The organism is Enterocloster sp. 210928-DFI.2.20 (assembly GCF_020554465.1).
GTDB classification, from domain to species: domain Bacteria; phylum Bacillota; class Clostridia; order Lachnospirales; family Lachnospiraceae; genus Enterocloster; species Enterocloster bolteae.
In genome coordinates this window covers 49,017-63,253 of the sequence record NZ_JAJCHK010000035.1, presented here as the reverse complement: position 1 = coordinate 63,253, position 14,237 = coordinate 49,017, and the positions used below count along the sequence as shown (strand labels likewise).

The 14,237-nt window shown below is 52.1% G+C and carries 14 protein-coding genes and 1 pseudogene; all 15 read right to left on the bottom strand.

The window, feature by feature from the left end; genetic code table 11:
* Positions 1-52: 52 nt before the first annotated feature.
* Positions 53-1,093 (bottom strand): annotated as a pseudogene (locus LI015_RS23340) (ABC transporter substrate-binding protein); the annotation flags it as partial.
* A gap of 127 nt (positions 1,094-1,220) precedes the next feature.
* A complete protein-coding gene (locus tag LI015_RS23335) occupies positions 1,221-2,228 on the bottom strand; it encodes an ABC transporter ATP-binding protein (protein ID WP_227126469.1) in 1,008 nt (335 codons plus the stop codon).
* Between the two features lie 3 nt (positions 2,229-2,231).
* On the bottom strand, positions 2,232-3,230 hold the full coding sequence (locus LI015_RS23330) for an ABC transporter ATP-binding protein (RefSeq protein ID WP_002568359.1): 999 nt from the start codon (positions 3,228-3,230) through the stop codon (positions 2,232-2,234).
* A 231-nt stretch (positions 3,231-3,461) separates the two neighbouring features.
* A complete protein-coding gene (locus LI015_RS23325; protein WP_002568360.1) occupies positions 3,462-4,295 on the bottom strand; it encodes a 4Fe-4S binding protein in 834 nt (277 codons plus the stop codon).
* Positions 4,296-4,338: 43 nt separating this feature from the next.
* Positions 4,339-4,488 (bottom strand): CD1871A family CXXC motif-containing protein, encoded by a 150-nt coding sequence (locus tag LI015_RS23320; protein ID WP_002568361.1) that lies wholly within the window; start codon positions 4,486-4,488, stop codon positions 4,339-4,341.
* 18 nt (positions 4,489-4,506) lie between these two features.
* A complete protein-coding gene (locus LI015_RS23315; RefSeq protein ID WP_118017250.1) occupies positions 4,507-5,313 on the bottom strand; it encodes a TlpA family protein disulfide reductase in 807 nt (268 codons plus the stop codon).
* A gap of 162 nt (positions 5,314-5,475) precedes the next feature.
* Complete coding sequence (locus LI015_RS23310) at positions 5,476-6,159, bottom strand: V-type ATP synthase subunit D (protein ID WP_002568363.1); 684 nt, start codon at positions 6,157-6,159, stop codon at positions 5,476-5,478.
* A gap of 108 nt (positions 6,160-6,267) precedes the next feature.
* Complete coding sequence (locus LI015_RS23305; RefSeq protein ID WP_002568364.1) at positions 6,268-7,641, bottom strand: V-type ATP synthase subunit B; 1,374 nt, start codon at positions 7,639-7,641, stop codon at positions 6,268-6,270.
* Complete coding sequence (locus tag LI015_RS23300) at positions 7,641-9,416, bottom strand: V-type ATP synthase subunit A (RefSeq protein ID WP_002568365.1); 1,776 nt, start codon at positions 9,414-9,416, stop codon at positions 7,641-7,643. Before LI015_RS23300 ends, LI015_RS23305 begins: the two co-directional genes overlap by 1 nt.
* Positions 9,417-9,431: 15 nt before the next feature.
* On the bottom strand, positions 9,432-9,752 hold the full coding sequence (locus LI015_RS23295; protein ID WP_002568366.1) for a V-type ATP synthase subunit F: 321 nt from the start codon (positions 9,750-9,752) through the stop codon (positions 9,432-9,434).
* Positions 9,745-10,713, bottom strand: a complete 969-nt coding sequence (locus LI015_RS23290) for a V-type ATPase subunit (protein WP_002568367.1) — start codon at positions 10,711-10,713, stop codon at positions 9,745-9,747. The genes LI015_RS23295 and LI015_RS23290 overlap by 8 nt, the downstream gene beginning before the upstream one ends.
* Positions 10,714-10,734: 21 nt before the next feature.
* Positions 10,735-11,328: a V-type ATP synthase subunit E gene (locus LI015_RS23285; protein WP_002570322.1), complete on the bottom strand. Its 594-nt coding sequence runs from the start codon at positions 11,326-11,328 to the stop codon at positions 10,735-10,737.
* Between the two features lie 42 nt (positions 11,329-11,370).
* Positions 11,371-11,853 (bottom strand): V-type ATP synthase subunit K, encoded by a 483-nt coding sequence (locus tag LI015_RS23280; RefSeq protein ID WP_002568369.1) that lies wholly within the window; start codon positions 11,851-11,853, stop codon positions 11,371-11,373.
* Between the two features lie 2 nt (positions 11,854-11,855).
* Positions 11,856-13,871, bottom strand: coding sequence for a V-type ATP synthase subunit I (locus LI015_RS23275; RefSeq protein ID WP_264468419.1), 2,016 nt, complete (start codon positions 13,869-13,871; stop codon positions 11,856-11,858).
* An 18-nt stretch (positions 13,872-13,889) separates the two neighbouring features.
* Positions 13,890-14,198 (bottom strand): hypothetical protein, encoded by a 309-nt coding sequence (locus tag LI015_RS23270; protein WP_002577400.1) that lies wholly within the window; start codon positions 14,196-14,198, stop codon positions 13,890-13,892.
* Positions 14,199-14,237: the final 39 nt, after the last annotated feature.

The window sequence follows — 14,237 nt, the reverse complement described above, 5'->3', positions numbered from 1 at the left end:
AAGGAATCTGAAAGCCTTATATTTACTGGCTTAGAGATTCCGAGAGATTATTGATATCATAAGGAGTGATGGTGCCGCTTCCGCAGATAGTCTGGATACCGGTATAATCCAGGGCCTTGCGGATGGCATTCTGAACCTGGGGGTTGGACACAGGGCCGCCGTAGGCTTCATCCATGTTCATCATCACAAATCCAACTGTCTTGGTTGCTCCGTTGATAATGGAAATATTCTCAGCGCCTTCCAGCTCGGACATGGTGTCGTCTGTCATGTTCATGGCCACATCAATATCCCCGCCGGACAATGTCATCATCTGTGTGTTGGCATCAGGCTGTATCTTAATAATGAACTTGTCAACATTAGTGGCTTCTCCCCAGTAATTGGGATTCTTTTCCAGAACAACTTCCTGGTCCGGAATATAGCTGGTCATCACATACATGCCGGAACCCGCGCTGGCCGTATCCAGATAAGACTGGGCTGTATCGGCGGATGACGCGTCCTCTGCGTCCGTGCCGCCGTGTTCCTTCACAACCGCGCTGTCCAGAACAGCCGTGGAGCTGTAGGTCAGCTTGGACAGAATAGCGCTGTCAGGCTGGGTCAGATGGAACACCACCGTGTAATCGTCAGGGGCTTCCATGCTCTCAATGGTATCGCAGATAAAGGATGGGTTTCCCTGAAGGTTTTTGCAGCGGTTGATGCTGAAAAGAACATCCGCGCTGGTCATGGGATTGCCGCTGGCAAATGTCACATCCTGTTTCAGCTTAACGGTCAGTGTGAGACCGTCCTCTGAAAATTCATAGGTATCGGCCAGACAAGGCTCCGGCGCGCTGTCATTGCTGTAGAACTTAAACAGGTTCTCGTAGCAGGCATTGACAATGAGAGGCGGATACTTCTCATATACATACCCTGGGTCCAGGGTGGAAAATCCGGAGCCCATGGCTACCACAACCGTATTGGAACCGGCTGCCTGTGAAGCCCCCTCAGTGGCGGCGTCTGTCTTGCCGGCCGTTGTGCCGTCTGCGCCATTGCCTCCGCATGCGCTTAAGGCAAATGAAACTGCAAGGCACAGAGCCGCAGTCAATAACTTCTTTTTCATAATAGACCTCCTCTAGGTTTATTGAGATGCCAGTGTTCTGGCAGTGTCTCCATATTACAATCTTTTACTGGTTCCGTGTTTCCTCAGGCCGGTGTCTTCAGACCAGGATCTTCAGGCCGGTGAAGCCCTAATACAGGTGGCAGGCCACAAAATGCCCTTCAGCCACTTCCTTTAACCGGGGCACTTCCTGGCGGCACCTGTCGCAGGCCTTGGGGCAGCGTGTATGGAACCGGCAGCCTGAGGGCGGATCCGACGGACTGGGAACCTCCCCCTCCAGATGGATCCGCTCTGTTTTCACATCCTGGTCCACCTGGGGAATGGCTGATAACAGCGCCTCCGTATACGGGTGATAACGCTTTTCATACAGCTTATCATAATCAGCAATCTCCACCATATTACCAAGATACATGACCCCCACCCGGTCGCTGACCTGGTAGACCACGTTCAGATTATGGGAAATGAAGAAATAGGTCAGTCCCAGCTTTTCCTTTAACTCCTGGAGCAGGTTCAGCACCTGGGCCTGAACCGATACATCCAGCGCGGATACTGCCTCATCGCAGATAATGATATCCGGCTCCAGAGCCAGCGCCCTGGCTATGCCGATACGCTGCTTCTGTCCTCCTGACAGCTCATGGGGATACCTGCTCAGACAGTACAAATCCAGTCCCACCAGGTTAAGGAGCTTCATAATGCGGGCCTCCACATCCATCTTCCCCTTCATCCCGTGTATCTCAAAGGGTTCCATCAGAATCTGGCGTACGGTACGCCTGGGATTCAGGCAGGCAGAGGGGTCCTGGAATATAATCTGGACCTTCCTGCGCATTTTCTTTAAATCTGCTCCCTTTAGCCCTGCTATGTCCGTTCCGCCCATATAAATGTGGCCCTCCGTTGGTTTCAAGAGGCGGATAAGGGCCCTGCCCAGGGTACTCTTGCCGCAGCCGCTCTCCCCCACCACGCCAAAGGTCTCACCCTTCATGATGTGGAAGCTTACGTCGTCCACCGCCTTCACGGTCCCGGACTTCTTATCCTTTCCCTTAAAATATACCTTTACATGGTCGGCCTTAACCAGCACTTCCCTATTGCTCTTGTCTTCATTTATACTTTCGTTTATGTCTCTGTTCGGATTCTGTGCCATACATTAAGCCTCCTTCCCCGCAGCCTGGTCTTCAAACAGCCAGCAGCGGACCTTCCGCTCCTCTGAAAGCTGCTTCATGGGCGGACTGACTGTCCTGCACCGCTCTGTGGCATGAGGACATCTGGGCCAGAAGCTGCACCCCTTGATCCGCTCCGTGGGGTTGGGCACCATCCCCTCTATGGTGGACAATGGCTTCCTGTCCTTTGTGATGACAGGTATGGCATTCAGCAGTCCAATGGTATATGGATGCTTGGGATCCCGGAACAGTTCCCCGGCCGGAGCCTGCTCCACGATATGGCCCGTATACATGACAATGACCGTATCGCACAGCTCGCTCACCACTCCCAAATCATGGGTAATGAACAAAACCGAGGAGTGAAGCTCCTCGTTCATCTCGCGAATCAAATCCAGAATCTGGGCCTGGATGGTCACATCCAGAGCCGTTGTGGGCTCATCCGCAATCAGTATCTGGGGCTGGCAGGCCAATGCCATGGCAATCATCACACGCTGCCTCATACCTCCCGACATCTGATGGGGATACTCATGGGCCCTTACCTCAGGATTGGCGATTCCCACTGCTTTCATCATGCGGATGGCTTCCTCCATGGCTTCCTTTTTCTTCATGCCCCGGTGCAGACGCAGGGATTCCGCAATCTGTTTACCGCACTTGATAATGGGATTTAAGGAGGTCATTGGTTCCTGGAAAATCATGGAAATTTCATTTCCCCTGATTTTCTGCATATCGCGCTCAGAGGTCTTCACCAAATCCCTTCCAAGGTATAGAATCTCCCCTCCTGTGATCTGTCCCGGAGGGTTGGGAATCAGCTGCATCATTCCCAGAGAAGAAACACTCTTGCCGCTTCCGCTCTCTCCTACGATACCCAGCTTTTCACCCTTATGTAATACATAGCTCAGATGGTCCACCGCCTGAACGGTGCCCTCTGCTGTCCTGAATTCCACACATAAATCTTTTACTTCCAATATGATATCTGTCTGTGTCATTTTATCCGCCCTTTGTTTTATTGCATCAAAGCGTCAATGCGGTGCCAATGTATTCACCCGCAGTTTTCTGCATATATACTCAAAACGATACCACATTTTCGGGGATAATTCAATATATAGATTGACCTGTTTTGCCCGGAAACAGGTCAAAACCAGCATAGAAACGCATAAACAGGACGCTGCCAAGGCTGTTTTAACAGCTTATTTACAGCGTCCTGCTCTTATGCTCTGTTATTTCTTACTCTTCACATCCCAAGGTTTCTTCCAATAAATGGCATCCACATTACATTCTTTCATACATTCGCCGCACTGTATGCATTCCCTGTCTCCCACCTGTCTGACATCCATTTTACAGGTGCGCACACAGCGCCCGCAGTCAACGCAGGTATCCCTGTCAATCCTCACCCCCAGCAAAGCCACAGGGGCAAACAGGGAATAGATGGCCCCCAGAGGACAGAGGATGCGGCAAAAGCTTCTGTACAGAAAACAGGCGCTTACCAGTATGACTGCCAGCACAAGAACCTTCCAGTGAAAGAGGGCCCCTGCCAGACCGCTCAGGGAATCGTCCAGAAGCACCAGGGGAATTCCTCCCTCCAGTGTCCCCGCGGGACATATGTACTTACAAAAGGCAGGAACAGGAAGGCCGGAGGCTGCCTTAAATACCACCGGCAGTATAATGACAAACACTGCCAGGATCACATATTTCACCTTGGACAGCTCCTGTGTGACACGGTTCTTTTTTATCTTGGGAACAGGTATCCTATAGAGAAGCTCCTGCACCAGGCCAAAGGGACAGAGGAAACCGCATATGGTCCTTCCCATGGTAACCCCAAAGAGCAGGAGAACTCCCAATATATAGAAGGGAAGCTTCCTGTCCATGGCGGACAGGGCATTCTGCAGGGTACCTAAAGGACAGGATCCGACGGCTCCCGGGCATGAATAGCAGTTCAGTCCGGGAACACACAGTCCTTTTGACCTTCCCTTATAGATGGACGCCTCCGCAAATCCCTTCAGGTTCAGATTATATAATAATGCCGCACAAAGCTGTATCAAACGCCGTTTCATTGCTGCTGCCCTCTCATGGTCATAGTCTTCTGCCGCTGCCCTCTTATCCGATTCCGATGCATTCCAGGCACACCCTCACTGCCTTGCGGAAGGCATCCTGGTAACCTCCCTGGGCGGCTCCGGTGCACAGGAATACTATGCCAAGAACAAGAAGGATAACCGCCACCTTATTCTGTCTGCACCAATCCATCATATATCAACGCTCCCTGTCTTACACCCCAAGGGCTTCCTTATATCTCTCATACATCGTGTCCGCGTCCAGGGCACCGGTGGATATATGGGTCACCCTGCCCTCCGCGTCCACCACCACTGTATAGGGAATGGAATTCGTGGGATACAGCATGGATATGGAATACTCCTCATCCAGCACTACCGGGAAGGTGTATCCGTTCTCCTCCACAAAATCCTTCACTGTCCCGGCATCATCCCCGCAGTTCACCGCGATAATACCGATTTTGTCCCCAAAATCATCCTTCAGGCGCTCAAAGGCCGGCATCTCCTTGACGCATGGACCGCACCAGGTTGCCCAGAAATTGATGATAACAGGCTTTCCCTGCAGTTCAGACAGCGTAATGCTGGTGCCGTCAATAAGCTCCCCTGTAAAATCAGGAGCTTGAACACCCTCCTTAATAGGCATGCCCGGCTTGAACTCAATCACGCCGTCCCCCTGGTCAGCTGCTGCCTCTGCATCTGCCTGGCTGCCGTCTGGGGACGGCTCCCGGCCTGCTTCACCGGCTTCTCCTCCTTCCCGGGTCTTTTCCGGCCCGGATTCATTGTTCCCTGTATCCTTCGGCTTGTCAGTTCCCGTGCCGTTTTTCTCAGTTTCTGCGCTGCTTTCCTCAGCCGCCGTGCCTTCCTTTTCAGTCCCCTGGGCCTGCTCCGTTTTCCGGTCAGCCTTATTCTGGTCTGCCGTCTGGCTGCATCCCGTTATCTGCAAGGCCAGGAAAATGGCCAGCGCCGCGCCTGCAGCACTCCTTTTCACGGCCTTTTTATTTCTGTAAAAATGTTCTCTCCTCATGTGTTATTCCTCCCTTTTCAACTATTGGAATAGACAAAGAAACCCAGAGAATGCCACTTGTGCCATTCTCTGGGTTTTACTCTAACATAATTATTATTTTCTGTCCACCCGGCTTTATGGGGTTTGTATGAAAGTTTTATTAAGCTTTCATGAAGATGCCTGCTACACCTCATCTACCACGGGAACCACTTCCCGCTCGCTGTAGTGGTGTGCTTCCTCAAGCATCATATCCTTTACCTTCATAAGCCTTGTCTGGGAGCTTCGCTCATTCTCATCCAGCTTCATGGTGATATAGCGGATGTTTGACTGGGTATCGGGAATCATCACATGCTCCAGCGCGTTTACACGGCGGCGGGTCTTTTCAATCTCCGCTGCCATGAGCTGGCAGGATTTTTCGCACTCAGCCAGACGCAGCATGTCAGGCAGTAAATCTGCCAGACTCTTTACCGCATCATCCAGGTCACTGGAAGTAAATGCAAAGCCGTAGGAATAGATGTCGTTAGGGTCTGAAGTCCTGGTCTTATACTTGAACACAGGAATCTCCACACTCATGACGTTTTTTGTCTCAGTTTCCAGATAGACCTCCTGCTTGGGAGCCATCAGGGCTACGTTCAGGGCCTCATCTGTCATGCCGGAACGTGCCAGCACGAAATTCTGGTTAGCCGCAGCGATGCCTGCCTCCACCTTCTCGCGGAGGGCCTTGTTCTCACGCACCAGGTCCAGGAACTGACGCATCAATTCATCCCGCTTGTCTTTCAGAAGTTTGTGCCCGCGAATGGCTGTTGCCAGCTTTTTCTTAAGGCGGGTAAGCTCCATACGGGTGGGATTTACATGTTTTGCACCCATGTTATGTCAACTTCCTTTCTGCCGGCCGGAAACCTGGGCGCGCATCCATACCGCACATGGCGGCGGGGCTGCACACCCTGGCTGTCCCTGCCGGGCTGTGACTGCCAGTTATTTTGCTTCGTAATATAAATCAAGGAATTTGTCCTTAATACGTTTCAGCTCGCTCCTTGGGAGGATGCGCAGAAGCTTCCAGCCGATTTCCATGGTCTCTTCGATATCACGGTCAGCATAGTAGCCCTGGGATACATACTCCTTCTCGAACTCGTCAGCAAACTTGGCATACAGCTTATCCATATCTGTCAGGGCCGCCTCGCCCAGAATGATCATCAGTTCCTTTGCGTCCTTGCCGCGGGCATAGGCTGCAAAGAGCTGGTTCATGACATCTGCGTGGTCTGCGCGTGTCTTGCCTTCACCGATACCCTTATCCTTAAGACGGGACAGGGATGGCAGTACATCAATAGGAGGTGTTACATTCTTACGGTACAGCTCACGGCTCAGGATAATCTGTCCCTCTGTGATGTAGCCTGTAAGGTCAGGAATCGGATGGGTCTTATCATCCTCAGGCATGGTAAGAATCGGAATCATGGTGATGGAGCCGTTCTTGCCCTTCTGACGTCCGGCTCTCTCATACAGGGAAGCCAGGTCAGTGTACATATATCCCGGATAACCGCGGCGGCCCGGAACTTCCTTACGGGCTGCGGAAATCTCACGCAGAGAGTCTGCGTAGTTGGTAATATCAGTCAGGATAACCAGTACGTGCATGTTCTTTTCAAATGCCAGGTACTCTGCTGCTGTCAGAGCCATACGCGGAGTTGCGATACGCTCTACGGCAGGGTCGTTAGCCAGGTTGATGAACATAACGCTTCGGTCGATAGCGCCTGTCTCGCGGAAGCTCTCCATGAAGAAGTTTGCCTCCTCAAAGGTAATACCCATGGCTGCAAACACAACGGCGAAGGACTCGTCGGTGCCGCGCACCTTTGCCTGACGCGCAATCTGGGCAGCCAGGTTGGCGTGCGGAAGACCGGATGCCGAGAAAATAGGCAGCTTCTGGCCGCGGACCAGGGTGTTCAGACCATCTATGGCGGAAACGCCAGTCTGGATAAACTCCTCAGGATAGCTTCTGGCTGCCGGGTTCATAGGCAGGCCGTTGATATCCATACGCTTCTCAGGCAGGATGTCGGGACCGCCGTCAATGGGCTTGCCCATGCCGTCAAACATACGGCTGAGCATATCCTCAGACACGCCTAACTCCATGGTACGTCCTAAGAAACGCACCTTACTGGAATCCAGGTTGATACCTGTAGACGCCTCGTACAGCTGTACCATGGCATTGCCGCCGTCTATCTCCAATACCTTGCAGCGGCGTCTCTCGCCGTTAACCAGCTCGATTTCTCCCATCTCATCATAGGTTACTCCCTGTACGCCGCGGACCAGCATAATAGGACCTGCTACCTCTTCAATTGTTCTATATTCCTTGGGCATTAGAAGTCCTCCTTTCTGCTCAGCTCACTGTTAATCTCTGACTCCAGGGTCTTGATGACATCCTCGTAAACCTTATCCAGGTCAGCTTCCTCTGTATATTTGAAACGGCCGATAGCCTCGCGCACAGGAAGGCCTACAAGACGCTCGATATTCACGCCCTGTGCCAGAGCCTCCCCTGCTTTGTCATAGTATGCCAGCATCAGCATCATCATCATGTGCTGCTTCTTCAAGGACGTAAATGTATCAATCTCATGGAAGGCGTTCTGGTGAAGGAAGTCCTCACGGATGGAACGGGCTGCTTCCAGTTTCAGGCGGTCAGGTGCGGATAATGCGTCCATACCTACCAGCTGTACGATTTCATTTAACTCAGACTCTTCCTGCAGCAGGCGCATAAGACGGGCGCGCAGCTCGGTCCAGTCGCTCTCCACCTCTGCGTTGAACCATTTTTCCATGGTGTCCACATACAGGGAGTAGCTGGTCAGCCAGTTGATGGCCGGGAAATGTCTCTTATATGCCAGATCCGCATCCAGGGACCAGAATACCTTTACGATACGCAGGGTAGCCTGTGTAACCGGCTCGGAAATATCGCCGCCTGCAGGGGATACTGCTCCGATAACGGAAAGAGCGCCCTCGCGGTTGTCCTGGCCCAGGGAGATAACACGGCCGGCACGCTCGTAGAACTGTGCCAGACGGGAACCCAGGTATGCAGGATAACCTTCCTCACCAGGCATCTCCTCCAGACGTCCTGACATCTCTCGAAGAGCCTCGGCCCAACGGGAAGTGGAGTCTGCCATCAGGGCTACGGAATAACCCATGTCACGGAAATACTCTGCAATGGTGATACCTGTATAGATAGATGCCTCACGGGCGGCAACAGGCATGTCGGAGGTATTGGCAATCAGCACAGTACGCTCCATCAAAGACTTGCCTGTCTTTGGGTCCTTCAGTTCCGGGAACTCGTTCAGAACGTCGGTCATCTCGTTTCCGCGCTCGCCGCAGCCAATGTAAACCACGATATCTGCGTCAGCCCACTTGGCCAGCTGGTGCTGTACAACCGTCTTGCCGGAACCGAAAGGTCCGGGAACAGCCGCAACACCGCCCTTTGCAATTGGGAACAGACAGTCGATAACACGCTGTCCTGTTACAAGAGGCATATCAGGGGACAGCTTTCTCTGATAGGGACGGCCCTTACGTACAGGCCACTTCTGCATCAGTGAAACAGGATGCTCCTGTCCCTTCTCGTCTGTCACAACAGCCACTGTATCGGTAACCGTATACTCTCCGCCGCTGATATAGGTAAGGGTGCCGCTAACGCCAACAGGAATCATGATCTTCTGCTGTACCACATCGGTCTCCTGAACCGTACCGATGATGTCGCCGCCGCCTACCTTGTCGCCCGCATTTGCAGCGGGTACGAAGGTCCACTTCTTCTCACGCTTCAGGGAGGGAACCTCCACGCCGCGGTTTAACAGGTTTCCGCCTGTTTTCTCCATAATGGCATCCAGGGGACGCTGGATACCGTCGTATATACTTCCAATCAGGCCAGGCCCCAGCTCCACGCTCATGGGTACGCCTGTGGATTCCACCGGCTCCCCGGGTCCCAGTCCGGATGTCTCCTCGTATACCTGGACGGAAGCCTTATCGCCATGAATCTCTATAATTTCGCCAATCAGACGCTGTTCGCTGACTCGAACCACGTCGAACATGTTCGCGTCGCGCATGCCTTCTGCGATGACCAGCGGACCGGCTACTTTTTTAATTACGCCTTTGCTCATCTTTTACCTCCATTGTTATTGCCCATTAAATATAATATCCGAGCCAACTGCCTGCTCCACTGACTTCTTAACTGCCAGAATACCTTTTCCCGTATTGCCTGATATGCCGGGAATCAGTATAATGGCCGGAAGGCCAGCCTCACGGTAGCGGTTGATCTCCGGTTCAATCTGGGCGGCCAGGGCCTCTGTAATGTAAATTACTGCATAGCCGCTTTCTGCCAGATCCTTAACCTTCTTTCCTGCCTCCGCCGGGTCTGTCAAAGGAAATGGTTCCAGACCCAGGCTGGCGAAACCGTAGATACTGTCCCGGTCGCCCATAACTGCAATCTTATACATACATCTCCCTTATCCTTTCCCGGATGGACTCCTCGGGAAGATGGTTTAATTTCCCGGAAAGCACAATCCGAACTGATTTAATCTCGTTCTCCCGTGCCAGAATATAAGCTGCCAGCGGACCCAGACCAAAGGCGCTGTACTGCTGGGGCTTAATCTTACGAATCAGCAGATTGTCGCACCACCGCTCAAAAGCTGAAGGTGAACGCCGCAATTCTTCCACTGCATCTGCATAGGCCGTGGTTTCCAGGTATGAACCGATGGAATCCACGCCTTCTATGGCTGCCTGAGCCAGACGGGCAACGTTGATGCTGCCGCATGGTGCCAGCGCCTGTTCCAGGAATGCCCTGTCCTTGCCGGTACGGGATGCCCGCACCGCCGTCTTTATATCTGCCGCCGCAACGGTCAGCTCCGCATAGAGTTCCAGGAACTCATTGCCGGAGGATTTGCCGGCTGCGCAGATTGCATCCAGGGCTGCTTTGTCGATTATGATATCGCAGAGCTGTCCGTCCTGGGTGTGAAGGAGAGCCTTGTAGGCTTCCTCCGCAGGTGTTCTCATGGCCGCTGGAAGATTCTGGAATTCCCTGGTCTGAACTGCTTCACGTATGAGCTTCACATCCACAGTCCCCTGCTCCATAAAGATGCCCGGGTATTCATCACCCATGCGGACCTCCTTGATGGCTGCCTTCAGATTGTGGTAGTCGTTGGCGTACAGGAACACGTCGAATACCGACATATCCTCCACCAGCTCGTTAATCAGCTCCCAGGTCTTCCTCTTCTCAATGGCCAGGATGTCAGCGGCATTTGTCATGCCGTCCTCTCCCCAGCCCTTCTCCATAAGAAGCTGGATACACTCGTCATAGTCTTTTGCAGCCGTCAGCTGCTCTAAAAATGCACCGGATAGCAGGGACAATTCTTTGGAACGGATGCGGGCTACTGCATAAACATACTGTTTGTCTGCCATTTAATTAGTTCCTCCCTACGTTCATGAAAACAGAATCTCCTGCACTTTATCCTGCAATACCTCATGTGCTGCGTCAAAGAGAGCGTCAATGGAACAGTTCTCCTCAATTCCTCCATAAGTAAGCACAAAACCGCCGTCTATATCCCGGGTGTCTCCGGATATGCGCAGCACTGCCCCCTTGTCCTTAAGAGCAGCATTTAACCTGTCCTCAAAGCCTTCGGGCAGGCGTTCCAAGTCCTTCTTTGAGAACAGGAGCTCGCCTTCGCCGGTCTGTGCGGATTTAACTGCAAGTTTCAGAATCATATCAAAGTAGGCACCGGTCTCAAGCCCTTTGAGTTCGGCCTTGGCCATCCCAATGGTTGCGCCGATGAGTCTCTGCTTTTCAGCCAGAACAGCACCCCTCTTCTTAAGTTCGGCTGCCGTGCGTCCTCTCTCCAGAATGTTGGCTACCGCCTGTTTGGAGCGCCTCTCAATATCAACGCACTCCCTCTCTGCGTCCGCACGGGCCTGTGCCAGAATCTCATCTGCCTTGGAACGGGCTTCCGCCCTGGTGCGTTCCGCTGCTTTCTGGGACTCTTCTTTAATCTGGCTGATGATCTTATCTAATCCCGCCATGCCATGTTCTCCTTTCCTTAAGTCTCCTATTTGGTATGCTGATTAAATGTTAAGTCCTGCAATACCAAAGATGGAAAGGATGGAGATCAGCAGTGCCAGGATGGCGTAAGTCTCAACCATGGCCGGGAAAATCATAGCTTTACCAAACTGCTCAGGTCTCTTGGCAACCAGGCCGATACTTGCTGCTGCTGCCTTGCCCTGTGATGCGCCGGAAATCCAGCCAACAATACCCATAGGAAGGCATGCTGCCAGATATAAAGCGCCCTTTACCAAAGAAAGGTCAGCGCTTCCGCCCATAATACCAATCTGTGTCAGTGTGATGAATGCAATCAGCAGACCGTAGATACCCTGTGTACCGGGAAGCAGCTGTAAAACCAGAACCTTACTGAACTTGTTAGGATCCTCTGTAACAACTCCGGCCGCAGCCTGACCTGCAATACCTACTCCAATAGCAGAACCTACTCCTGCAAAAAGTGCTGCGATTGCAGCTCCTAATAATGCTAAAGCAACTCCCATATTTCCCATAACTAAATGTCCTCCTTGACTTTATAATATTTGGTGTGAACGGCAAAGGGCTCAAATTTCCTTCCGCCGCCTTCATAAAACTTTCCAAAAAACTCTACATACTGCAGACGGTTAGTATGGACATATGCGCCCAGGGCATTGATTGCCAGGTTCAGGCTGTGTCCGATTAAGAATACCAGTATGAATATGATTGCTCCGGGAATGGAACCTCCCATCATACTTCCCATCTTGTTAAATACCGTGGATATAACGCTGGTAGCCAGACCCAGGGCCAGAAGTCTGGAATAGGACAGGATGTCGCTCAGGTATGAGCTGACTCCGTATGCCCCGTAAAGACCCTTAAGTATCCTCTTAACCCAGTTTTTGGACTCCCGTCCGCTGGTAAGTACAATACCCACAAAACCAATGGCTGCCGCATAAGCTGCCACGGTGCCAGCAACTGCCGGAAGCGTAAAGGTAAGACCCAGCATCTCGGTAAACATGGACATGGTCAGCAGGTATACAATACCGCCGCCAACCAGCATATACCAGAATATGGCGTCATAAATACCGTCAGCCAGGCTGCCGTTCTTCACACAGGAGTAGAATTTGATTCCAAGTCCAATGAAAAGGTGAAGAATACCAAGTCCGAACGCAAATACCAGAAGCTTCATAGGAAGGCTTACCGGTTCAAACCAGAGAGGAGCAAGCCTGATATCCGGCCGGTTGAAGAATGTGGTCGCGATAACATTAACCGCATCTCCGAAAAAGCTGCCGAACATAAAGCCCCAGAATGTTGTGGAGATACCACAGTACATGAACATCTTCATGAACTTCTTCATTCCGGCTTCCATGTTCTTGAATTTGGTAAGGCAGTACGCAGTACCTGCCACCATGATAAGACCGTAAGCCGCGTCCGAGAGCATGAGCCCGAACTGTACATAGTAGAACAATGCCACTATCATGGACGGGTCAATCTCGCCCTTGGAAGGAACGCTGTAGCTCTCAATAACGCCCTCCACCGGTTCTGCGAACTTATTGTTGTGGAGCAGGATGGGCACATCCTCCTCGTCGCCCGGTTCTGTGTACTCTACAACCACCTCATACTTTTCCTGAAGCAGCTTTTCAAGCTTTGGAGCCGCGTTCTCAGGTACGTATCCGGTTATAAAGAATACGCGTCTTGACTGGGCCAGGCCGTTTAACACACCGTATTTCTCAGCACGCATGGTATAGTAATCCATAACGAACTTTATGAGTTCCCGGTCCGGAGCCATCTCCGCCACAGCCTTTTCCGCTTTCTCAATCTCCACCTTTTCCTTTGCAAGCTCTTCTTCCAGCTGCTGCTGGCGTTTTGCAGGCACTGCTGAGCTCAGGGGCGGTTTTACAAAATTCATTTTCTTCAGAGCGTCCTCCACTGCTTCCGCATCCGTTTTCGCGCAGACAATGAAAAGACAGGTCTGCTCCTTGGACGCACTTACAATGGTCACGTCAATTGTCTCTGCCTGAGGTGCCAGCTCCCCAAGCTGCTCTGTTACCTGTTCCAGGGTAATTTCATCCTGGATGGAACCGATAAATGCCGCAGTTTTCTTAGTTCCCTTAAAATCAAGGGGCAGGTCAAAGGATCTCCATGGCACCAGTGCTTCCATCTGCTGTTCCAGCTTTGGAACCGCCGCACTGTGCTCGCCTATCTGCTTGGCAAGTTCCTGTAAGCGGTAGGCTTTTTTCATGACCTCGTCGTGTTTGCCTGCATTGGCCTCATATTCGTCCAGGGAAAGCACTTCCCTGCCTTCGAACGAGGACAGCATGCCCTTCTCCTCAGGCGCGTACCTGTCCAGAATATTAATGGCCTGCTCTGCTATATTGGCATTTCGTTCAAATACGGTTTTGGAAGACGTCACGTCCATTCTGCCCAACATGTCATCTTCCTGCAGCACATTGCTGATTTCAAGTACCCCTTGGCGCTGCAGAAGCTCAAGGGTGCCCTTGCGATCCTTTTTCAGACCGCATATCAGCACTTTTTTCATAGGCACTACTGCCAACCTTAAGCGCCTCCCTTCCTATAGCAGTTCTGATAAGATAACTTCAACTGCCTTTTGTTGTTTCTCAGCTACAGCCTTCTGCAATGCTTCCAAATCCTTGCCTTCCTCGGCACCGGCCGCCTGCATCATCTGCTCGCTCTGAGCCTTGGCATCCTCCTCGGCCCCCATGGCGCCTTCTCTGGCAGATTTCGTCATCTCTGCCTTCATCTGCGCCGCCTGAGCCTTTGCCTCTGCCACAATTGCCTCCGCCTCTTTTACTGCTTCCTTCTCGGCTGCTTCCGCGGCCGTTTCTGCCTGACGGATTGCGTCAATCGTCTCCTGGGCCAATCCAAATCCCCCTTTCTGTACCGGAATCCCGTTAGCTAT

Excerpts from the sequence above, each read along its gene's own strand:
- LI015_RS23335 (WP_227126469.1), bottom strand. The coding sequence starts at position 2,228 with ATGGCACAGAATCCGAACAGAGACATAAACGAAAGTATAAATGAAGAC.
- LI015_RS23330 (WP_002568359.1), bottom strand. The coding sequence starts at position 3,230 with ATGACACAGACAGATATCATATTGGAAGTAAAAGATTTATGTGTGGAA.
- LI015_RS23325 (WP_002568360.1), bottom strand. The coding sequence starts at position 4,295 with ATGAAACGGCGTTTGATACAGCTTTGTGCGGCATTATTATATAATCTG.
- LI015_RS23320 (WP_002568361.1), bottom strand. The coding sequence starts at position 4,488 with ATGATGGATTGGTGCAGACAGAATAAGGTGGCGGTTATCCTTCTTGTT.
- LI015_RS23315 (WP_118017250.1), bottom strand. The coding sequence starts at position 5,313 with ATGAGGAGAGAACATTTTTACAGAAATAAAAAGGCCGTGAAAAGGAGT.
- LI015_RS23310 (WP_002568363.1), bottom strand. The coding sequence starts at position 6,159 with ATGGGTGCAAAACATGTAAATCCCACCCGTATGGAGCTTACCCGCCTT.
- LI015_RS23305 (WP_002568364.1), bottom strand. The coding sequence starts at position 7,641 with ATGCCCAAGGAATATAGAACAATTGAAGAGGTAGCAGGTCCTATTATG.
- LI015_RS23300 (WP_002568365.1), bottom strand. The coding sequence starts at position 9,416 with ATGAGCAAAGGCGTAATTAAAAAAGTAGCCGGTCCGCTGGTCATCGCA.
- LI015_RS23295 (WP_002568366.1), bottom strand. The coding sequence starts at position 9,752 with ATGTATAAGATTGCAGTTATGGGCGACCGGGACAGTATCTACGGTTTC.
- LI015_RS23290 (WP_002568367.1), bottom strand. The coding sequence starts at position 10,713 with ATGGCAGACAAACAGTATGTTTATGCAGTAGCCCGCATCCGTTCCAAA.
- LI015_RS23285 (WP_002570322.1), bottom strand. The coding sequence starts at position 11,328 with ATGGCGGGATTAGATAAGATCATCAGCCAGATTAAAGAAGAGTCCCAG.
- LI015_RS23280 (WP_002568369.1), bottom strand. The coding sequence starts at position 11,853 with ATGGGAAATATGGGAGTTGCTTTAGCATTATTAGGAGCTGCAATCGCA.